Genomic DNA, 22,572 nt, shown 5'->3' on the forward strand with positions numbered 1-22,572 from the left:
ATGATAACCGAAGAAGGAATTTTTGATCGAACTGAAAAACTCATTGGTAAGTCAGGGCTTGAAATGCTTCAAAATTCCCGAGTGATTTTATTTGGCGTTGGCGGAGTCGGCTCCTTTGCGGCTGAAGGACTAATAAGAAGCGGCGTCGGTTTCCTGACAATCGTAGATAAGGACGTCATTGACCCAACAAATCTTAATCGTCAGATTATGGCGAACGTAAAAACAATCGGGAAGAAAAAAGTGAATGCCATGGCACGGCGACTGATTGCTATCAATCCGCTTTGTATTATTCACCCCATGTACGAATGCTACACCCCGGAAAATTCAGGAATATTTCATTTGGAAGATTATGATTATGTCATTGATGCCGTGGATATGGTGACCGCAAAAATTGATTTAGCGGTTAAATGTCAAGATAGCAAGGTGCCTCTGATCAGCTCCATGGGAACAGGGAATAAACTGGATCCAAGTCTTTTTGGAATCACGGATATTTATGAAACATCGATATGCCCGCTGGCAAAAGTCATGCGAAAAGAACTGAGAAACCGGGGAGTTGAATCGCTTAAGGTACTTTATTCAAGAGAAGAACCGGTGGTACGGGAGAATCCGCCCGGGAGCATTGCGTTTGTTCCAGCCGTTGCGGGTCTGCTGATGGCCGGAGAAGTCGTCCGAGATTTGTTGAAAGCCAAGAAGATTGTCTAAAAACGGACTCCATCAACAGATAACTTAAAGGGAATTTAAGTTATCTGTTGATGGAGCTTTTTTATCGTTTTTTTATGTTATAATTTCTATAAAAGACAGCTGAACCAATAGAGCTTATTTAATAAAAAAGAAAATGTAAACCTGTACAGAATGAAACAGTTTGAAAAGACCTGTACAAACGATAGAAAATATGATTAAATTTATTTGACGAAATGTTTGGAAGGAGTAAGATGATACGAGTAGGTACAGGCTATGATGTCCATCGTTTGGTTGAAAAGCGAGCGCTTGTTCTAGGCGGTGTAAAAATAACGCATCCTCTTGGCCTTTTGGGACATTCAGATGCGGACGTTCTGGTGCATGCGATCATGGATGCCCTTTTAGGGGCATTGGCCCTTGGTGATATTGGAAAGTATTTTCCCGACAGCGATGAAGCGTACAAAGATTGTGACAGTCTGATGCTTTTGAAAAAAGTGGGGGAGCTTGTCGGCGAAAAAGGATATCGGATCAATAATATTGATTCAACCATTATTGCACAGGCCCCAAAACTAAGTTCTTATATTGAAATCATGAAAGAAAATATTAGCAGAACCCTGGATTTACCCAGAGATCGGGTGAGTGTTAAAGCAACAACAGAAGAAGGTCTTGGCTTTACCGGAAGGCAAGAAGGAATAGCTGCCAGTGCAGTGGTGAGTCTTGTGAAAGGAGAAATAATAAAATGATTGGTATTATTGCAGCCATGGATAGTGAGGTCAGAGAAATCAAATCAGTCATGGAGGATTGTTTTAAAATCACCCATGCGGGAATGACGTTTTTCAAAGGAAAGCTCAAACAAAAAGAAGTTGTGACGGTGCAATGCGGCATCGGAAAAGTTAATGCGGCCATGTGCACGCAGGTTCTGATTGACATTTTCAAGGTCAAAGCCATTATTAATGTGGGCGTAGCCGGGGCCGTTCATCCGGATCTTGAGATTGGTGACATTGTGATTTCGGAAGACAGCTGTCAATATGATATGGATGCCAGAGCTTTTGGACATCCACTGGGAGAAATCCCCAATATGGACATCACCTTTTTTAAAGCCGACAAAACATTAATCAAGCTGGCCGAAGAAGCAGCCATTGGACTAAAAGCGCCATACCGGATCGGTCGGATCATGACCGCCGATTTAGGCGTGGATTCCAAAGCGATTAAAGAAAAACTTTTCGCTGAATTTGGCGGACTTTGCTGTGAAATGGAAGGGGCGGCGGTTGGACAGGTTGCCGTATTTAACCAGGTTCCGTACCTGGTCATTCGGTCAATATCGGATCAAGCGGATGCCAACCTTTCAAATGATTATAAAAACAATTTGGAAGACTCCATTAAAAATGGGGTGGCCATTGTTTTGAGCATGGCTCAGGGAGCCGAATAAAAAATGGAAGAGTTGGGACTTCGGCCCACATGGGCAGAAATTAATTTAGATGCATTGAGACACAATTATGAAGAAATCAGAAGAATCGTGGGACCCGATGTTAAAATTTTAGGCGTCGTGAAAGCAGATGCTTACGGTCATGGCGGATTGGAATGCGGCCAGGCGTTATGTAATGCCGGAGTGGATATGTTGGCGGTTGCATTTGTGGATGAAGCCATTGCTTTGCGTCAAGGGGGAATCTCCTGTGAGATTTTGCTTTTAGGTTTCACGCCCAAAGAGCTCATCCCGGAGCTGATAAAATGGAATGTGATTCCCGGTGTTTATCAAATGGATTTTGCTGCGGCACTGTCAGATTACTGTCTGGAAGTAGGCATTAAACATCCGCTCCATATTAAAATCGACACGGGAATGGGACGGATTGGACTTGACTGGAGTGAAGCGCCGGAAGCGATTGAAGCCATGAGCCAGTTGAAAGGTATTGAAATACAAGGATTATACAGTCATTTTTCAACTGCTGATGAAAAAGATAAAAGCTACACCATGGAACAGGTTCGACGTTTTAAAGACGTTATTGCCAAGCTGGAGGAAAAAAATATTCAGATACCGTTAAAACATATTGCCAACAGCGCCGCGATTTTTGATCTGGAGGGACTTCATTTTGATATGGTCCGTCCGGGGATCATTCTTTATGGGTTATACCCATCCAATGAAGTGGATCGATCAAAAATCGCTTTAAAACCAGTGATGACCTTGAAATCCACCATTGTACATCTGAAAATGATTCACCCCGGTGATTCGGTGAGTTATGGCAACCACTTTGTCGCAAAAGACGACTGTCTGATTGCGACATTGCCAATCGGTTATGCGGACGGATTCACCCGAATGCTCAGTGGTTCGGCCAAAGTCTGGATTAAAGGGCGACAGGTACCGGTAGTCGGGAACATCTGCATGGATCAGTGCATGGTGGATGTTTCCGAACTAGACGATATTCGTCTTTATGATGAAGTCGAGATATTTGGCGAAAATATTTCGGCCGACAGTTTAGCAGATGCAGTTGGCACCATCAACTATGAAATAACCTGTATGCTAAATAAACGGGTGCCGCGGGTTTATCTTGAAGATGGAGTCGAAAAGAATATTCGACGGGATATATTAGCTCAATAACACAATATTGAAAGCAATATTAATTATTAAATACAAGGAGAAATACATGGCATTTTTAGAAGAAACCGCTCGGGAAATTCGTAAAGATATAGTAAAAATGATTGGCAAAGCAAGCTCAGGACATCCCGGTGGATCTTTATCGTCTGTAGAAATTTTGACACTGCTTTATTTTGAAGAAATGAATGTGGACGAGAAAAATCCTCGCGCCGAAGATCGTGACCGTTTTGTGTTATCAAAGGGTCATGCAGCACCTTTATTATATGCAACCTTAGCAGCGAAAGGGTTTTTCCCAAAAGAAGAGTTACAGAACCTTAGACAGCTTGGTTCTATTTTGCAGGGGCATCCTGATATGAACAAGGTTCCGGGGGTTGACATGTCAACCGGCTCATTGGGCCAGGGTATTTCGGCAGCAACGGGTATGGCACTTGGCGGAAAAATAGATAAAAAAGATTATAAAGTTTATGTTTTACTGGGGGACGGCGAGTTAGAAGAAGGTCTTGTCTGGGAAGCGGCCATGGCCGCCAGTCACTACCGGCTCAACAATTTAATCGCTTTTGTGGATAATAATAATCTCCAGATTGACGGAGCAATATGCGATGTTATGTCGCCCTATCCCATTGATGCAAAGTTTGAAGCCTTTGGCTGGAACGTCATCATGGTTGAAAACGGTCATGATTTTGATCAACTGAGAAAAGCGATTGAAGTGGCAAAGAAATCAGAGGACAAACCAACCGTTATTGTTTGCAAGACCATCAAAGGAAAAGGTGTATCTTTTATGGAAAACAATGCCGGATGGCATGGAAAGGGACCAAATGCTGAGCAAGTTCTACAGGCTTTGGCAGAATTGGAGGCATAAACATGGCAGAAATGAAATCAACACGACAAGCCTATGGCGAATACTTGGTTGAATTAAGCAATAAAATAGAGAATCTGGTTGTTTTGGATGCGGATTTATCGGGCGCAACAAAAACAAACATATTTGCAAAAGAATGTCCGGACCGGCACTTTAATGTAGGTATCGCAGAATCAAATCTAATGGGGATGGCCGCCGGGTTGGCAACTACGGGAAAAATTCCTTTTGCCAGTACTTTTGCAATTTTTGGAGCCGGACGGGCCTATGAAATTGTCCGCAACAGCATTTGTTATCCAAAACTTAATGTAAAAATTGCATTGACCCATTCCGGTATTTCGGTCGGGGAAGATGGGGCTTCCCATCAGGCGATAGAAGATATCACGCTGATGCGGGTTATTCCAAATATGACCGTTTTATGCCCGGCCGATGCCATCGAAACAAGAAAAATGATGGATGCGGCCATTGCAATTGATGGACCGGTATACATCCGTTTAGGTCGGAGTGATGTTCCCGTTATTTTTGATGAAGATTATGAATTTGAAGTTGGAAAAGCAGGCTTATTAAAAACAGGACGAGATGTGACCATTATTGCAGTTGGCTTAATGGTTGGACCCGCTTTGGAAGCGGCAGAACTGTTGAAAGCAGAGGGAATATCAGCCCAGGTTATCAACATGGGTTCAATTAAACCGATTGATGTAGACGCCATTGAAGAGGCTGCCATTAAAACCGGAGCGATTGTAACGGCAGAAGAGCACAGCATTATTGGTGGTCTTGGCGGAGCTGTTGCCGAGGTGCTTTGCGAAGTGGCACCAGTACCGATGGAACGAGTTGGCATCAAAGATATTTTTGGACAATCCGGGAAAGTGGCACCGCTGATGGAAAAATACGGTCTGACCGCAAAGGATATTGTTGCTGCGGCTAAAAAAGTCATTGAACGAAAAAGATAAGTTATTTCAATAAATTTCAGGATAATAGGCGGCGTCGCCTTATTTAGATTTGTCTACACTCCCAATAGCGCCTTCAGGGTGCTATTGGGAGTGTATTAAATTTCAGATAACAATTTAATTTAAAAAAGACAGTTTCGAATAATCGAATAAGTGATAAATTTTTGCTTTTCAAATTTTTTAGGTTGATTTATAGAGGTTATATGGTATATTAAATTCATTCTAAACAACAGATTAACAACAATCGATGCAAGGCATTGACAGAAAGGAAAGATAGATGAGATTAACCGAAGAATTATTGAAACAAGGAATAAATGGAAAATTGCTGGACGATGTGAAACATTTCAGAGAATTCTATAAGCTGGATGAAAAGCTTCAGGACCGGGTGCCGAATACAGAAAATGTATTTTATGGAAAAGATATCTGGGCCATGTGCATCACAGCCATTCTGGAGGGAGAAAATGTATTACTTTCAGGACCAAAGGCAACTGGTAAAAATGTTTTAGCCGATAATATCTGCGAATTATTCAATCGACCCCAGTGGAATACTTCATTTCATGTGAACACCGACAGCACCAGTTTAATCGGAACCGATACTTTTATCGACAATGAGGTAAAACTGCGTCGCGGTTCTGTTTATGAGTGTGCCATTAATGGAGGATTTGGAGTTTTCGATGAAATCAATATGGCTAAAAATGATGCCTTAGTGGTGCTTCATTCAGCGCTGGATTATCGGAAGGTCATTGATGTGCCAGGCTATGAAAAAATAAAACTACATGAGGCAACTCGTTTTATTGGAACCATGAACTATGAATATGCCGGAACAAAAGAGCTTAATGAAGCCCTGGTTTCTCGTTTTATGACCATTGATATTCCCCAGATTGAAGAAGAAACATTGATGGTCATCCTTAAGGGATACTTTCCAGATGCCAATGAAGAAATCCTGCCCCAGTTTGCCGGAATATTTTTGGATCTTCAGGAGAAGTCAAAAAACTCGGAAATTTCAACCAAATCCGTCGATCTTCGTGGCATTATCGGAAGCCTCAAAACGATTCGACGGGGCTTAAAGCCGATGCTGGCAGTTGATATGGGTGTCGTCGGAAAAACATTTGATCAGTATGAAAAGGAAATTGTATTGGACGTTATCAAAACACGAATCAGAGAAAGTTGGGAACCTGCGGATGTTTTTGGCAAGCTCTAAATTTCTGAAGACTAGGGAAGGGAGGCGAACCGCTTGAAGGATGCCAAATGGATTTATGAAGATTATGAATTTGACAATCGCATAGCCAATCTCATGTGGACGGTTTCCGGGGATTATGACGAAAACATGGACAGCGGCGAGAAAAGTTTTATTTCGGAAAATGTGGCCTTGTACCATGCGGTAACAGCCGGAGGACGACGGAAGTTTGTTGACTGGACAAAAGTTAAGAAATATGTCATCAGCCGTTATCGGGCGGGTTTCGATAAAGACATTGTCTTGGGCCTCATCTCCATGGGCAGCGATGTGCTTGTTGAAGAAAAAATCATTGCTGAACGTCCCGGCGTCTATGACATCAGAAAAAAGGCCTACGACGATATCTTTGCAAATTACTATAAGCTTCATACCGAAAACCTTTTAGAGAAAGTGGAGCACGCCATCATTCTTGAAAAAATGGATAAGAGCGTTATGCTTGATTCGGAAACAAGCAAACTCAAGAAAGATTTGCTGGGACTTCAGAATCGGGAAGATACCGTTGATTTTCTCAAAGGTATTGAAGATATCTATATGGAATACTTTCCACTTTTTGTTGAAGAAGATGGCAGCGATCGAAAAGATTCCAAAGATAAGCAAAACAGTTTGCGGGGCGACTTCAGCGATTTTATGCTGGAAGAATTATATGAAGATGATCCGGAAGAATCCGAAATTGAAGCTTCGGTTGAAGAGCTTGCCGATGCCCTCCTGGGCGAATCCCAGGGAGAAATGTCGAATGTTAATAAAAATGAGGGAAACAGCCGTGTCTTGAGAGTTCAGGAAGAAGATCTGGGGAAAATTTATGAAAAAGTAGCTTACTATTATGGAAATTCTTTTCTGCCCATCAGTGAAGTTAGAAAACTGCAAAACCAAGTGTGTCAGGGAGAGCATGGCAATTGCCGAATCCATATGACCGACGGGGTTCTTCGAAGTGATTCAAAAAACGAATTTCAGCAGAAATATGTCAAACGCCAGCAAACGAAAAATATCGAAGTCTTTCGGGCAAATTTCAAGGTGTGCAAGCGGAATGTGAATAAACTAAAAGAAAGCATGTCCCGTACCTTGGTTCAGGAAGAAATCATGGATGCCATCCCGTCAGATGCCGGTCAACTGGTGGCGAATAAACTCTGGCGGATCAATCGCAGCAGCAATCACAAGGTTTTTGTGAAAAATATTGACAACAACAAGGGCAGTTTTGTGGTGGATATTCTCATGGATTCCAGTGGGTCTCAGCGCCGAAATCAATCCCGGGTGGCGATTCAGTCTTACATTCTGGCCCAGGCGCTGACCCTGGTAGGCATTCCCAACCGGGTCCTCGGGTTTTCCAGCTTTCTTGACTATACGGTTATCAAGCGGTTCCGAGATTATGAATCCCCATTGTCTACCAATGACAATATTTTTGAATATTACTGTTCAGGAAACAACCGGGACGGTCTGGCTATCAAGGCGACCTGTGAAGATTTGCTGAAACGTCGGGAGGAGAATAAAATTCTGATCGTATTAAGTGATGGACGCCCCAATGATATTAAAGTCGGCAAGGGCCAGGTTAATGATTTGAAAGAAGCGTATCGCGGACGGGTGGCCATATCAGACACAGCTAAAGAGGTTCGCTTTGCCAGACAGCAGGGTATTCTGGTTCTTGGCGTTTTTACCGGAAAAGAGCAGGATTTAATGGCAGAAAAATTAATTTACGGCAAGGACTTTGCCTATATCAAAGACATCAATCGTTTTGCCGACATGGTTATCAAATATTTAAAACAAATTATTGCGAATTAAAAACAACCGCCAATCTGAGGCCCTTAAGGCGACCCTGATTTGGCGGTTTTTTTGCATAAAATTTCGGGGTTATTCAGTCAAAGATCCCGTTGAGCTTTTCACATCGGCAAATGTCTTTTGTAAGGCAGCAGTTCGTTAATGGATGCGTCTTCGCTATAGCGGCTATCTTTAATGACTACAGACATTGATTATTTCTGCCGAATATTTTTCTGCAATTATGTCTGCCATGGTTTTTATTTTTGACAAGTCAATATTTGATGGATTTCCACAATAGCCTAACGGGGTAATATTTTTGGCAATTTCGCCACCTTTAACCCATTGTTGTAAATCGGCTAAGGTCAGGTTGGTTGGTTTTAAAGCCTTTGCTTTTTCAGTATTTACCAGTTCTCTGTAGGAAAGTGCCATCCAGCTTGTTTCTGTCGCTCCTGCGTGAATATCAATAACATTGGTTTCAAGATTGGCTTTATTTGGATCTAATTTGACTTTTACCAGATAAGAAGCGTCTTTATTTAAATCCATTCGCGAAATAAAATTTGAATCAATCAAAAAATAGGCTTCAATGTTCTTTTCGTTTGCTTTGGCGACAATATCAGCAATTGTTTTAATATGAATAAAATCGCCATGAAAATTCAATAAGAATATCTTTTTGAACCCCCATTTTTTTAAATTTTCCAAAATCTCCAGAAGTATTGTGGTCATTGTTTCGGGCTTGATAGAAAAAGAACCGACAAAGCTATTCGTAATACTGTTTACGCCCCAATAAAAGGGGGGAGCGATAACGACTTGATGATCTTTAGCTTCCAGTTTTTGTTTAACCTTCTGACTTAAAGATTGAGTCAGATAAATGTCTGTTCCGGTGCAGAGATGTGGACCATGTTCTTCAACAACTGATACTGGCAGCAATACACAGGCATTTTGCTTGATTGATTCTTCAATTTCCGGATAGGGCATATCCACCAATGTGTCTTTAAAAATAGAATATTCCATCGTGATTTTCTCCTTAGTGTTTTTATTAATTTAATAATAAAGTCTTCCCTAGGGAGAGGGTCAAACATTATTTATAAAAATTTGAACCTCGGTTAAAAAAATATTTGTAATGTCAGTAGTCACCTCACTGATATAATAAATTTCAAGTGTAGCGGATGGGCTGATAATTTCGTTAGTTAATGTTTCACTGAACGTTTCATAAAAAGCTATTTTCCGAAGCGAATTGTAATTGCCTTTATGAAGAACACAGGCATAATGTCCGGCAGGTAAAGTTATTTTTTGAAAATCCTCAAATCCTAATGGTGATTTTATTGCATAACCTATTTTTAAATTGACCTGCTGTGAGTTCTTGGAAATAGTTCTGATTGCCAGAGGTGGCGAACAGATATTGCTGAAATACAGGCCCTGTTCCTGCATGCGGTCTAAAATTAATTTATAAGTATCTCTGTAAATTGAAGAAGTATATTCGCCATTGTATTCTTTAAATATGATGGTTCTGTCAGAAATTTCTTTTATTAAAATAGTTTCAGGATCATTACTGCCTAAATTTTCGATGATATCAGTGTAATGTGATTTCATCATTTGGATTTTTTTAAGTTTGTCAGAAAGCAAGGCTATTTCATTTTTAATACTCGCTTCTTGTGTCGCTAAGAGATTGCTTAAATGGTCAAAAATATTCGAAGGCGTATTCTGATTATAAAAGGTGCTGATATCTTCCAGTGAAATACCTAATTCCTGCAATTGTTTGATTGCTATTAATCGGGTAATCTGCGATTTTTTATAAAAACGATAATTGTTATTCTGATTGACTAATGCCGGTTTTAAAAGACCTAATTGATCATAATAACGCAAAGTTTTATGAGAGACTTTACCTATTTTTGCCAGTTCACCAATGCTCAATAGGATATCATTGCTCAAATTTTCATCTCCTTTTTTATTTCTTTCATTTGCATTATATCATTGCAATAAGCCAAACTGTATTTTTTATACAAATTATGCTACGCGTCTCAACCCTGAAAATCAACCCCGAGGATCAACCTTTCGGTTGATTTTCTTTTTTTCGTTTTCCGATACAATCAACGCAAGAACATGACAGGAAAGGAAAAAAAGAATGAACACGATTATATCAGTGAACCAATTGAAAAAAAGTTTTGATGAAAAGCAGGTGGTCAAAGAAATCTCTTTTGCAGTGAAGAAAGGCGAGATCCTGTGTCTGCTGGGGCCCAATGGGGCCGGTAAAAGCACCACCATCAACATGCTCTGCGGGATATTGGATTATGATGGGGGCGACATGCGCTATCAGGGAAAAAACATTAAAGACTGCCTGAATCAATTTAAGCGAAATCTGGGGGTGGTTCCTCAGGATCTGGCCATTTATGAGGACCTCAGTGCGGAACAGAACGTCCGTTTTTTTGCATCACTCTACGGTTTGAAAGGCCGTGTGCTGGAAGAAAAGGTCAATAAAGCCCTGGATTTTTCCGGCCTGCTGGAAAGAAAAAAGGATAAGGCCAAAACCTTTTCCGGCGGGATGAAACGCCGGTTGAATATTGCCTGTGCCATTGCTCACGAGCCGGAGCTGTTGATTATGGATGAGCCTACGGTGGGGATTGATCCCCAATCCCGAAATCATATTCTCAGTTCCATCAAAAAGTTGAGCCAGCATGGCATGACTATTCTCTATACGACCCATTATATGGAAGAGGTGGAAGAAATTTCCACCCGGATTCTGATCATGGACAGCGGCACCATCATTGCCGAGGGCACCAAGGAAAGCTTAAAAGAAGACATTTTTGATGAACGGCAGTTTATCATGGAAATTGAAGAAGACAATAATCTGAATGTGGATGAGTTCTACAAAATAGAAGGCATCAAGAAAGTGGAAAAAAAGGCCCAGACGCTGACCATCACCACCCTGAAAAATATTGAAAATCTGGATAAGATCATTGCAATGGTCATTGCCAGCAAATCAAAAATTCTCAATCTCTTCTGCCGGACCGCCAGTCTGGAAAATGTGTTTCTCCGCTTAACCGGAAAAAGTTTAAGAGATTAGGGGATGAACATAATGACAACCATCAATCTGAGAAACCTCTATTTAATCAGCAAGGAAGATTTCAGGAACCTGTTTAAAAATCCGATGTGGCTTTTTTACAATGCCGCCTTTCCATTTTTATTGATTGTGATTCTGGGCTTTTTGAGCAAAGACAGTTATGGCGGCGAGGTGAGCTCCTTTGATTATTATGGCATCACCCTGATGATCTACACGGTCATTTCGAGCGGCATGACCTCGGCCAATGCCTTTATGGAAGTGACTATCCGTAAACCCAATATGCGCATTATCTACGCTCCGGGGAATGAGCGGGTGATCTACCTGTCTAAGATTCTTTCAACATTTTTATTCTGCCTGCTTTGTCATCTGGGGGTTGCAGCTTTGGTTTTTACAATGTTTCATATTCATGTGGATGCGATTCCCCAACTATTGATTCTTTTGGTTTTGACTGAGCTCTTTTCGGTCGGTCTGGGGGTTATGTTCTGTTGTGTTTTTAAAACGGAAGCGATGGCCAATCAGATCCTCAGTATCGTCATCAATATCTTTGCTATTCTGGGGGGGCTTTTATTTCCCATGGATGGTTACGGACCGGTGGTGCGAGGTCTCAGTTATCTGTCCCCGGCCAAATGGCTGGCGAATACCAGCTTTTCGATGATCTATGACCACAATTTTTCATGGTTTTATCCCACGGTTCTGGGGTTGATTCTGGCAACCCTGGTGGTTTTCATTATTTGTGCTAAAACATTCAGAAAAGAGGATTGTATATGTTAGTAGTATTTAAAAACAATTGTAAACGGCTCTGGGGAGAAAAAATGTATCTGGTGATCTCATTGATTTTGATGATTGCGGCCGTATCCGCCGCCATTCTGCTGACTACCCGAATCGAAACAAAGGGGAATATTGCGCTGGTGGTACCGGATCAGCAGGTACTGTCGGAGAGCGATTCAGCATTGCTGGCGAATCCCTATTTTAATGTGACGGTGCTGGAAAAAACTCCGGAAACTTCAACCTTGGTGCAAAGTCGCTATGATGCGGTCATTACGACTAACAGTGATGGTAATGATGAAATTACAACCATCAAAAACATGGCATTCAAAACCATGCTTGAATCGGCGCTGACTAATCCAGCCGGGTTTGTCCCGGATAACAGTCAGGTAAGGCAGACCGGTACCAATATTCTGGGTTTTATGATGATGTTTCTGCTGATGCAGGGGGTGCTCTATGCCCGCTTTTTCGCCGAAGACAAGGAAAAACACTTGATCAAACGCATTGCCGTATCACCGATTCCGTTTATCCAATATATCCTGGGACATGGCGCTTTCATCTTTATCATTATTGCCGTGCCTAGTTTTCTGGTTGTGGGGGCAGCGGCTCTGATGGGGATCGATATTGGTTTTTCATTGCCGGTTTATGCCGGGCTCATCGGCGTTCTGGCATTGCTCGCCACGGCTTTTGCTTTATTTTTGAATTCCTTCTTTGATGTAGCGGATACCGCCAATATGCTGGGTTCCTCCATCATCGTACTGACCTCCATCCTGGCCGGCTCTTTTTGTTCCCTTTCAAAAGAGGCCACCCTGTTTGACAAATTGATTCACCTGCTGCCACAAAAAGATTTCATCAATTTTATTGATGCGCTGGAAAAAGGCAGTCTCAGTCAGAGTACCCGGTATCAGTTGGTTTATGTAGTGGCTTTAGCCGTGCTTTTTCTGGCAATCGCCGTTGTCAACACCCGAAAAGATTATGTCTACCACTGATCAGCAGCCTTGACGGAAGGCGGGATAAAAAGTAAAATGATAGAAAATTGACAAACTTTTTGCAAAGTGCACGGTACTTTCGTCATTAGCAAAGTAAAATGATACTATGGAGGTGAAATGCATTGGATTATACTCAGCCGTTTATTTCAGTCAAACATAAAATGCCGGCACCAAGAAAACATTATATTATCAGAGATCATCTTTTTGGGCAACTGGAACACCTGGCGGATTATAAGGTGACCATTGTCAAAGCCGGAGCCGGTTGCGGGAAAACAACCCTGCTGTCAAGCTTTGCCATTGAACGGGGAATCAAAAAAATGAAATGGATCACTTTAGATGAACATGCAGACCAGGCCTTCGTTTTCTGGAATTACCTGGTCAATTCCCTCAGTGAATTGATGGATGAACAGACGGACTGTCAGAATCTCCTTGATAGCAATATGCAGAAGGAGATTCTCTTTCAGATGATCTCATACTTTCTGAGTCGACTGAATACCGAAGAAGAAATTGTTCTGGTGCTGGACGAGTTTCAAATCGTGTCGGATGCCTTTCTGGTATCCACCATCGATTATTTTATCGAAAATATGCCGGAGCAGCTCCACCTGGTGCTGCTGACCCGGGAAATGCCGCCTATTTATCTCGGCCAGCTGGCCATTGAAAACAGGCTGTTGCTTATCGAAGAGGATGACATTCGTCTGACCGAAAAAGAAAGCCGGGATTTTCTGGTAGAAACGCTGAAGCTCAAAAAAGATGAAAATGAGATTTCCGCGATGATCCAGCTGTCCGAAGGGTGGATCGGCGGTCTCCAGTTGTTGGCAATTTCCGAAAAACATGGTAATCTTTCCTCCATGGGGAGCATGAAACTATCTGACCGGGTTTTAAATGATTATATAACCAAAGAGATTTTTGGATATTTGTCTGAGGATGAACAGCAGTTTTTGGTTAAAACAGCCATTCTCCGTTATTTCAATGGAGACATCTGTGAACATTACCTGCCCCAAACCCCTTTTATTCCAATGATGGAAGCCATTCTTCAGAAAAATCTCTTTGTTATCAATATTGACGAAGAAGCCGGGATTTACCGTTATCACGCAATCATGGCGGAATACCTGAAGAGTCTGTTTGAAAAACAGGATGACATCCAAAAGAAGGAGCTTCATGAGCAGGCAGCAAACATTTATAATCAGCTGGGTGATTATGAAGAATGTCTCTATCATCTATTTGAAATCAAAGCCTATGAAAAAATCATGGCGCTGATTTTGAAAATGCCCCAGACGGCCCTGACCTTTTCCTATCTCATGAAGGTACCGATGGAGGAAATTGGGAAAAATCCGGATTTTGCCTATCAGTATTTTTTCTATTATTATGCCAGTGTGGATGAAGAGGCCTGCAAAGAAATTTACGCTTTTATTAAAACAAATCTGAAAACCGAGAAGTCCTTTGAGGCCTTCCGGCGATCCAATCTATTTTTCAACAGTGAATGGGATTTCCGGTCCTCTGAAATCCTGTCGCTGGAAGAAATTAGAAATCTGCCGCTTAATCCCATTACGATCGCTTTTCTGTTGATTAAGGAAGCCTATTTTCTCTATGCTAACTCCCAGTTTCATCAGGCCATTGAGTATCTGGAGGTTGCCGAAGAGGTCTATAAAAAAACCGGCAATGTCTATATCGGTTTTTTTGTTTTGACTGAAAAGGCTCAGATCTATGAAGATCTGGGTGAGCTGAACCGGTGTCTGGCGATTTACGAAGAAATTGAAAAAATGGTATCCCAGGTAAAAGCCCTGAGCTGTTCCTATTTTATCGGAATTGCCGGGGTTTATATCCGCCGGCTGGCCCTGGAACAGGCCTTTGAAATGCTGGAAAATACTCAGATAATGATGGAAACTCAGTCAAGCAGTATCTTTCAGGCTTATCAGTATACCCTGGCTGAATACTATTATGTTACCGGCAAAGATGATAAAACCGAAAGTCTCCTGATGGCGGTCATGGGCCAGGAAGCCTTTGAAAACAGTTATTTTTCGGCGCGGTTATTGCGCTATCCCATCTATCGGGGTCAGCACCATGAATTGGCCCAAAAGTTTGCCAGAATCTATGAAACATCCGAGGATTTCGTCGATAATATGGACTGTGAGCTGCTTTACAGCAGCATCCAGTTTGAACTGGGAAATAAAGAATTGGCTTTTCAGCTGGTTGAAAATCTTATTGCCAATGCCCGGAAAAGCCAGAATAAGCTGAAAATTGTGGAGGGGGATCTCCTGAAGCTTCGGATGCTGGCTGAAACCAATGGTGATCAGCGGGTCATCCGAAATCTCTTCATTGAGGCAGTTACTTATGCTGTTGAAAATGGCATTGCTCAGCCATTCTGGTTTGAACGAAAATTAGTGGCGGAGGTTTTTAATGCGTTCAAAATGGATTTTAAAAAAGAACTGACAACGGAATCCATAAACTTTATCAGCCGGGTTCTGTCAGCCGATCCCCAAAAGGGTCTTCCGGAAGAAAAGAAATGTTCAGTAAAAAAGCAGATCGACATATTGACCGAACGGGAAAAAGAAGTGCTGGATGAACTGGCAGAGGGCAGCACCAATCTGCAGATTGCCGAAAAACTCTGTGTATCACTGGCCACAATTAAAACCCATATCAATAATATCTACGGAAAACTGGAGGTCAACAACCGGGTGGCAGCGGTGAATAAATTGAAGAACGAAACATAAGGTCTCCCGGATGCCTTATGCTGCTGACATCATGGTTGATCAGTCAGCAGGAAGCCGGAAAAAACTTGGCGAACAGATAAAGACCATCGGCACCGGCAGTGACTGCGTGTTCGATGCCGGCCGGCATCATAGAGATTATGCCGGTTTCATACTCAATACGGGTTCCGGCGTTGATGCATGTTCCAGAACCGCCGACTACTTCATGTGTTTCCAGCTGTTTTTCGTGAATATGATTCTTGATGCTTTTATTCGGAGCAATCCGGACAAGATCATAGCTGAACTGCCCGTCCGTATCCTGAGCGGTGACAAGGTGCTTCAATTCAACTCCTTCAAATTTGGGATGTTTTGTCCAGGGAATGTCGCCAAATTCTCTTTTACAGTTGGGAATCACAAATTGACCATTGTCAAATTTTGCGAAAGTTTCTGATTTGCTTATGATAATACCTCTTTCTTCTTGAAGATTTTGTTTCTGAAAGAAATATATCAAATTAAGAGCTCAACGGATTGTAAAAAATTGCTCTTTCATTTGAGTGATTCCAGTGAGTCGATGTATTCAGATGGTGTGATCCCCACTATTTTTTTGAAATATTTAATGAAGTGACTTTGGTCATAAAACCCCATCGCCAGTGCCGTTTCGGTTAAACCTGCCCCATTTTGGAGTAGGTGCTGGGATTTCCTAATACGGTTTTGGATTTGGAAGCGGTGAGGCGACAGGCCAATGTTCTTCTTGAATTTCCGGACTAGATAATATTTGCTGACAAATATTTTTTCAGACAGACTATCCAATGTTATATTGGTTTCCGGCTGTGATTCGATGAATGCTTTGGTTTCAGAAATCATATCGTCATGGGAAAAATCTTCATTTCCATAGAGGTTGTATACTATTTCCAGGGCATCCGTAAACGCTTCCGTCTGAGCGGCAGAGAGAATGCCGTCGCAGATCAGTCGGTCGGCAAGATCCGTCAGGATGGCCTTTCCCTGGATCAGCTTGCAGTCATTCAGAAATGCGGTTCTGATGCATAGGGTTATTATTGAATATGTTTTTGCGCATGGCGTGATTGAATGCACCATATAGGGAGGAATGATGAATAAGTCATCAACAGCGCATTCGTATTTTTTGCCCTGCCGCTCTAAGTGGATGCTTCCATCGAGGATTAATCCCACCGCGTAGACAGAAACATGATTATGTTTTTCATAGGCGATTAGTGAATTTTCTGAAAAAGCAAATTCAATTTTATGCTGATCCGATTTGTAATATTTCATTTGAACACCCGTTACTATTGAATATTTTTTAATTTGAATTATTATATCACCAATTTGTTGAATGGCATTAAAAAATCTGTTTTTGCACGCGAGAAAACAGTCCTTCTTGTGTTAAATGGATGCATTTATACTGGAATAATGATATGATTATTTAAAAGAGCTAAGGATAAAGCCAGAGGCTGAGTTTTGTCGATTCAGACAGGCGGATTGGAGTAACTGTGAACTGGGATTGTTTGATCGTTGATGATGAGGTCGAGCTGGCAAAAGCGACCTGTGAATATTTTGAAATGTTCGGAGTAACGGCTGCTTATGTCACCGATTATAATGACTGTTTGAGCTTTGTTAAGACGAATGGGGTCAAACTGATTTTGCTGGATATCAATCTTGGCAATGACAGCGGATTTGAATTGTGTAGGGAACTCCGGACAAAAACGGATGTGCCCATCCTCTTTATCAGCGCCCGGCAGAGCGATGACGATGTGCTCATTGCCTTAAACATCGGCGGGGATGATTACATCAAAAAACCCTATTCCCTCAGCGTGCTGCTGGCCAAGGTGAAGGTGATCATCAAACGGTATGATGCGCTAGCTTTAAAAGGTGGAGTCAGTGATGATGGGGTTTCTCAATTGAAAGATGAAAACTGCTGCAAAAACCTGAGAATCGATGGCGATGCCATGAAGGTTTACGTCGATGAAAAAGATGCGGGTTTTAAAACAAAGGAATTCAAGCTGTTTCAATACCTTTATGAAAATAAGAACCGGGTGATTTCCAAAGACGAGTTGTTTGCCAATATCTGGGGCGACGCCTTTTTCAGCGACGGGACCCTGAATGTCCATATCCGGAAAATCCGCGAAAAAATAGAAGAGAATCCCAACAAACCCAAATACATTAAAACGATCTGGGGAACCGGGTATATGTTTGAGACCTCGGAAGACTAAAACTCATCGGTTGAAAACAGGATTCTGCAATTGAGGATAATTCATGAAAATAAAAAGACTCATCATCATCTTTACATTACTGCTCGTTGCCAGCTATACGGTGTTGTTTTACTATATTAATGCCACCCATATCAATTCTGTGGATGTCACACAGATTAACCGCGTTGTCAAAACCATCGAAAAAGATTGGGCAAACGGCGATACCGAAAAAACAGGTGCGAATGGCGGCATGGCTTACCAGATCACGCTTGTCACGGACGAAAACTATCAGTCACTGCTGTTTGAAGGCATCAGGAATCGTCATACCATCATGGATTTGACTTCTGTTTCGGCGGATGGGCAGGCGGAAGTGCTGGGCAAGGTCATCTTTCTGACGGATGGCAGTGAAGAAGAAATGATGAAAAATAATCTGCTGACCATGATTACGGTTGTCTTTCTGATGGTGCTGATCATGGTTGATGTGGTTTTGGGGATGGTACATTTCTCTATTCTCAGGCCATTCGGGATCATGAAACAGTTTGCCCAAAAAATTGCCGACGGTGATTTGGAGTTCAGGCTGCCCATGGATCGGGGCAATTATTTTGGCGCATTTACCGAGAGTTTTGATCTCATGCGGGAGGAACTCAGAAAAGCCCGGCAGGGCGAGTACGAAGCCAACATCAGCAAGAAAGAGCTGGTGGCTGAACTGTCCCATGATATCAAGACACCGGTGGCTACCATCAAAGCCATCTGTGAATTGCTGAAGGTGAAGCTTGGCGGTGTGAAATTTGATGCTCAGGCGGGGGAGGCAGCGGAAACGACCATCGCCGAAAGCATGGAAAAAATCGCGGTGATCCATTCCAAAGCCGACGTCATTGATGCCCTGATCAGCAATCTGTTTCACGCCACCCTGGAAGAACTGGAAATGCTCAAGGTCAATGTGAGCGAACAGCCCAGCACCGTGATCATTCAGATGTTTAAGGAGATGGACAATTTCGGGAAAATCCGCTTCAAAAATGACTTGGCCGAGTGCCTGATCAGCTGTGATCCGCTGCGGCTGGGCCAGGTGATCGACAATATCATCAGCAATTCCGACAAGTATGCGGGAACCGATATTGATATCTGGTTTGATCTGGATCAGACTGAAAAATATCTAAAAGTAAAGATCAGAGATGATGGTGACGGCGTGAATCCCGACGAATGGCCGCTGGTGTGTGAAAAGTTTTTTCGGGGTTCCGGCGAGGCGGTTCAGAACACACCGGGCTCCGGGCTGGGGCTCTACCTGGCCAGACAGTTTATGGAAGGCATGGGCGGAAGCATCCGCTGTTACAATGAGGGTGGGTTCGTCGTGGAACTGCGCATCAAAGTGGTCTAAAGCCGAACTGCCGTGAGCTTTACAACCAGTTTCGCACGAACCAATTTCTACACTGTACGGCGGACAGTTCTCCGAACTGTTCGCCTACACGTTACAAAATTGGTTGTGGAAACTGATCGTAAAGCAATAATTGCTGGTTGCGTATGATGCAATTAAGAAATAGATAAGAATTTGATAAGGGTTGGAAAAAGATCCGTTAAGAAAGTGTGCGCTATAATAGGACCATGGAAAGCAAAAGCTGGCCATGGTCTTTTATCATCGTGATAATGATCAACTCAGTTAAACGGGAGGAAATACAATGGAGAACACCATTCTGAAGGCAGAAATGCTCAGTAAAACTTATTCAAACGGCAGCATCATGCAGCATGTTTTAAAAAATCTCAATATCGATATCAAAGCAGGGGACTTCACCGTCATCATGGGGAGCTCGGGTTCGGGTAAATCCACGCTGCTTTATGCCCTGTCCGGGATGGACAAGCCCACCTTGGGAAAGATCGATTTCAAAGGCGAAGAGATTTCAAAATATTCCAACGATCGGCTGGCGGTATTCCGAAGAAAGCATTGCGGATTTGTGTTTCAGCAGATTTATCTCAATGAAACCATGAGTGTGTTGGATAATATCATCATCTCTGGTCTTCTGGTGAGCCGGGATAAAAAGGCCATTGCGGCACGGGCCAAAGAACTGCTGCATCAGGTGGGCATGACCGAGGTCTGTTATCAAAAATATCCTTCCCAGCTTTCAGGCGGGGAAGCCCAGCGGGTGGCCATCGTCAGAGCGCTGATCAATGCGCCGGAAATCGTCTTTGCGGATGAACCCACCGGGGCCCTCAATTCGACCAATGCCATCAATGTGCTGGATGTGATGACTGAGGTCAATGCCTCGGGCCAGAGCATCATCATGGTGACGCATGACATCAAAACCGCCAGACGGGCCAACCGCATCCTGTATCTGAAAGATGGGGTCATCATCGATGAGCTCAAGCTGGGAAGCTATGTCAAGGATGATCCCAAACGGCATAAAATCCTTCGGGAATTCCTGGAAAGAATGGGATGGTAGTCATGAAGATTTTGATGATTGCAACAAACAATATCAGGAAGGCCAAGGTCGCCACCGCCACGCTGATCATCCTCATTGCCATCGCCACCATCTTTCTCTATGTGGGAATCAGTGTGCTGTCAAATCTGGACACCTTTATCGATGGGAAAAATGCCGAGACAAACGGCGCTCATTTTATTTCCATCACCGATGGCAGCCATGATGCGGCGATTGATCAGATCTATGAATCCATTGACAGCTATGTCAGCAGTGAAAGGGAAGAGGGACTGATGTCGATGTCTTCCAAATATCAGAATGTGGATACCGGGGAAGAAGCGTACAGCCTTTCCACGCTCTTTCTGAATCGCGAGACCCCGCGCGATATTTCCCGGGTGACCATCATTGATGAGGCCGCTCAGATACCGGAAAATGGGGTGATTGTCCCCTACGTTTTAAAGATCGCCAACGGCTATAAAACCGGCGATACCCTGAAATTTATGGTCGATGATAATACCACCGAACTGGAGATCGCCGGCTTCTATGAAGACCTGATGTTTGCCAGTCCCTCTAATGTGAGCATGTATAAGTTATATGTGGGGGACAGGCAGTTTGATGAATTGATGAATCAGCCGGTATATGGATCAAAATGCAGCTACAGCGCGGTCATCACCGATGACATTGATAATACGGAAGCTTTTGAATCCCAATTTACAAAAGACCTGAAGACTGTCTGGCCGGAGCGGACCGGCAGTTATGCCACCCTCAGTTATGGAACCATGAAGATCGGGGTGGCTGTGTTCATTAATATCATTATGGCGGTTCTGGTGGCTTTCTCCATCATCATTCTGGCCATTGCCGCCATTGTCATTAAATTTTCAACCACCACGCATATCGAAAACAACATCAAAAATATTGGCGCCCTGGAAGCGATGGGATACACTTCCGGGCAGATTCTCGGTTCAATTCTAGTGGAATATCTGATGATTACGGCAGTCGGTTTTGCAATGGGACTGGGCGCGTCGGTGCTGATCTCACCGGTAATCACCAACGTGGTATCGTCATCGATTGGTCTTCGCTGGACGACTGGAATTTATCCCCGGACCGTGCTGATCAGTCTGGCGGTGATTATGATTTCGGTACTGGGAATTTCTTATTTCAGCGCCTTTAAAATCAAAAAAATTACGCCGCTGGCAGCCTTGCGAAACGGCATCGAAACCCATCATTTCGGAAAAAACAGAGCGCCTCTGGAGCGGACGAAACTCAGCCTGAATATGGCAATGGGTTATAAATCACTGGTTTTCAATAAACGGCAGAATCTGATCGCAGGACTCATCATCATGATGCTGAGTCTGGTTACCGTATTTTCTTTTGCCGCCTATTACAATTTTGCAGTGGACAAGAGCGCCATGATTAAACTGATCGGTCTGGAAACAGCCGAGGTTCAGGTGACAGCGACGGAAAATGAAGAAACGATATTCGATGAAATTGCCGCAATGCCGGGAGTGGAAGATACCGTTAAGCTGGATTCTTTTGACGGAGTGATCAAATACGATAAAAAAGAAAGCGGTGCCAGTACACGGATCACCGAAGATTACAGCCGGTTGAAGGTGGATACTTGTGTGAAGGGAAGAATGCCGGTGAATGATAATGAAATTGCCCTCACTAGCATCGTGCTGAACAAGCTGGGCGCTCAGATGGGGGATACGGTGTCCATTGACTATAATGGAACAACCCGGGAATTTCTGGTGGTGGGGGTAACCCAGCAGTTCAATATGCTCGGAAGGGGCGCCGCCATTACAACGGCAGGCATGAAAAAACTGATGCCCGTCTATCAGGAAAAGAATCTGATGATTTATCTGGTAGACGGTGAGAATACGAAAAGTTTTGTGACCCGAATCAACAATCAGTACGCGAATCAGAATATTCAGACGGCCAGTTATTTTGAGTCCATTGAAATGATGCTGGATTCGTTTGAAGCATCTATTAAAATTGTGGTGACGGGATGTTTGGGGATTATTGCCGTGATTATTGTGTTCGTTATGTTTCTGGTGATCCGGGTGCGGATTTTGCGAGAGCGGACCCGGCTGGGGGTTTCCAAAGCCCTGGGCTTTACCTCCAACCAGCTGATTGGACAGATCCTGATCAGTCAAATGCCGGTGATTATCGGGGCTTCGGCACTGGGGGCTGTCGCCGGTTATTTTGCAACCAATCCCTTGATGGCACTGATGCTGGCAGCCAATGGGATATTGAACTGTGAATTCTATGTGGATCCCGGCTTGGTGCTGCTCACAATCCTCGGAATCAGCATGCTGGGACTGGCGACGGTATTGATTGTGGCAAACAGTATCCGGAAAATCAGCCCCTGCAGAATGTTTGAAGAGGGTGTGGATTAAAATAGCAATCGCCA

At 43.1% G+C, this 22,572-nt stretch carries 20 protein-coding genes; 16 read left to right on the forward strand and 4 right to left on the reverse strand.

All coding sequences use genetic code 11. The features are described 5' to 3' along the window. The 8 genes from FZC41_RS00110 (at position 1) to FZC41_RS00145 (ending at position 8,075) form a co-directional block, all read left to right on the forward strand. Positions 1–702 (forward strand): tRNA threonylcarbamoyladenosine dehydratase, encoded by a 702-nt coding sequence (locus FZC41_RS00110; RefSeq protein ID WP_148565362.1) that lies wholly within the window; start codon positions 1–3, stop codon positions 700–702. Positions 703–935: 233 nt separating this feature from the next. After that, a complete protein-coding gene (gene ispF, locus FZC41_RS00115; RefSeq protein WP_148565703.1) occupies positions 936–1,421 on the forward strand; it encodes a 2-C-methyl-D-erythritol 2,4-cyclodiphosphate synthase in 486 nt (161 codons plus the stop codon). Next, a complete protein-coding gene (locus FZC41_RS00120; RefSeq protein WP_148565363.1) occupies positions 1,418–2,107 on the forward strand; it encodes a 5'-methylthioadenosine/adenosylhomocysteine nucleosidase in 690 nt (229 codons plus the stop codon). The genes ispF and FZC41_RS00120 overlap by 4 nt, the downstream gene beginning before the upstream one ends. A 3-nt stretch (positions 2,108–2,110) precedes the next feature. Then, positions 2,111–3,271, forward strand: a complete 1,161-nt coding sequence (gene alr, locus FZC41_RS00125) for an alanine racemase (RefSeq protein WP_148565364.1) — start codon at positions 2,111–2,113, stop codon at positions 3,269–3,271. A gap of 46 nt (positions 3,272–3,317) precedes the next feature. After that, entirely contained in the window at positions 3,318–4,127 is an 810-nt protein-coding gene (locus FZC41_RS00130) for a transketolase (RefSeq protein ID WP_148565365.1), read from the forward strand. A 2-nt stretch (positions 4,128–4,129) separates the two neighbouring features. After that, entirely contained in the window at positions 4,130–5,071 is a 942-nt protein-coding gene (locus tag FZC41_RS00135; RefSeq protein WP_148565366.1) for a transketolase family protein, read from the forward strand. Positions 5,072–5,345: 274 nt separating this feature from the next. After that, positions 5,346–6,269: an AAA family ATPase gene (locus FZC41_RS00140; protein ID WP_148565367.1), complete on the forward strand. Its 924-nt coding sequence runs from the start codon at positions 5,346–5,348 to the stop codon at positions 6,267–6,269. 33 nt (positions 6,270–6,302) lie between these two features. Then, positions 6,303–8,075 carry a cobaltochelatase CobT-related protein gene (locus FZC41_RS00145; protein WP_148565368.1) on the forward strand — a complete coding sequence of 591 codons (1,773 nt, stop codon included), beginning with the start codon at positions 6,303–6,305 and terminating at the stop codon, positions 8,073–8,075. A gap of 168 nt (positions 8,076–8,243) precedes the next feature. Here the strand turns inward: FZC41_RS00145 and FZC41_RS00150 are convergent, their stop codons facing one another. Further along, on the reverse strand, positions 8,244–9,062 hold the full coding sequence (locus FZC41_RS00150) for a creatininase family protein (RefSeq protein WP_148565369.1): 819 nt from the start codon (positions 9,060–9,062) through the stop codon (positions 8,244–8,246). 60 nt (positions 9,063–9,122) lie between these two features. Further along, positions 9,123–9,980, reverse strand: coding sequence for a MerR family transcriptional regulator (locus FZC41_RS00155; RefSeq protein WP_148565370.1), 858 nt, complete (start codon positions 9,978–9,980; stop codon positions 9,123–9,125). Between the two features lie 193 nt (positions 9,981–10,173). Here FZC41_RS00155 and FZC41_RS00160 point away from each other — a divergent pair, with 193 nt between their 5' ends. The 4 genes from FZC41_RS00160 to FZC41_RS00175 all read left to right on the forward strand — a co-directional run bounded on the left by FZC41_RS00160 (position 10,174) and on the right by FZC41_RS00175 (position 15,574). Further along, on the forward strand, positions 10,174–11,112 hold the full coding sequence (locus FZC41_RS00160) for an ABC transporter ATP-binding protein (RefSeq protein WP_148565371.1): 939 nt from the start codon (positions 10,174–10,176) through the stop codon (positions 11,110–11,112). Between the two features lie 3 nt (positions 11,113–11,115). Next, positions 11,116–11,880, forward strand: coding sequence for an ABC transporter permease (locus FZC41_RS00165; protein WP_148565372.1), 765 nt, complete (start codon positions 11,116–11,118; stop codon positions 11,878–11,880). Then, positions 11,874–12,863, forward strand: coding sequence for an ABC transporter permease (locus tag FZC41_RS00170; protein WP_148565373.1), 990 nt, complete (start codon positions 11,874–11,876; stop codon positions 12,861–12,863). Before FZC41_RS00165 ends, FZC41_RS00170 begins: the two co-directional genes overlap by 7 nt. Positions 12,864–12,985: 122 nt before the next feature. Continuing rightward, positions 12,986–15,574: a winged helix-turn-helix domain-containing protein gene (locus FZC41_RS00175; protein ID WP_148565374.1), complete on the forward strand. Its 2,589-nt coding sequence runs from the start codon at positions 12,986–12,988 to the stop codon at positions 15,572–15,574. Positions 15,575–15,617: 43 nt separating this feature from the next. Here the strand turns inward: FZC41_RS00175 and FZC41_RS00180 are convergent, their stop codons facing one another. Further along, positions 15,618–16,061, reverse strand: coding sequence for a cupin domain-containing protein (locus FZC41_RS00180; protein ID WP_243136612.1), 444 nt, complete (start codon positions 16,059–16,061; stop codon positions 15,618–15,620). 35 nt (positions 16,062–16,096) lie between these two features. Next, a complete protein-coding gene (locus FZC41_RS00185) occupies positions 16,097–16,837 on the reverse strand; it encodes a helix-turn-helix domain-containing protein (RefSeq protein ID WP_148565375.1) in 741 nt (246 codons plus the stop codon). Positions 16,838–17,055: 218 nt separating this feature from the next. Between FZC41_RS00185 and FZC41_RS00190 the strand changes: the two genes are divergently transcribed. The 4 genes from FZC41_RS00190 (at position 17,056) to FZC41_RS00205 (ending at position 22,558) form a co-directional block, all read left to right on the forward strand. Further along, positions 17,056–17,775, forward strand: a complete 720-nt coding sequence (locus FZC41_RS00190; protein ID WP_148565376.1) for a response regulator transcription factor — start codon at positions 17,056–17,058, stop codon at positions 17,773–17,775. A 43-nt stretch (positions 17,776–17,818) separates the two neighbouring features. Beyond that, positions 17,819–19,129, forward strand: a complete 1,311-nt coding sequence (locus FZC41_RS00195) for a HAMP domain-containing sensor histidine kinase (RefSeq protein ID WP_148565377.1) — start codon at positions 17,819–17,821, stop codon at positions 19,127–19,129. A gap of 298 nt (positions 19,130–19,427) precedes the next feature. Beyond that, a complete protein-coding gene (locus tag FZC41_RS00200) occupies positions 19,428–20,186 on the forward strand; it encodes an ABC transporter ATP-binding protein (RefSeq protein ID WP_148565378.1) in 759 nt (252 codons plus the stop codon). A gap of 2 nt (positions 20,187–20,188) precedes the next feature. Further along, positions 20,189–22,558: an ABC transporter permease gene (locus FZC41_RS00205; RefSeq protein WP_170253788.1), complete on the forward strand. Its 2,370-nt coding sequence runs from the start codon at positions 20,189–20,191 to the stop codon at positions 22,556–22,558. Positions 22,559–22,572 lie beyond the last annotated feature (14 nt).

This window comes from Acetobacterium paludosum, assembly GCF_008086595.1.
Taxonomy (GTDB): domain Bacteria; phylum Bacillota; class Clostridia; order Eubacteriales; family Eubacteriaceae; genus Acetobacterium; species Acetobacterium paludosum.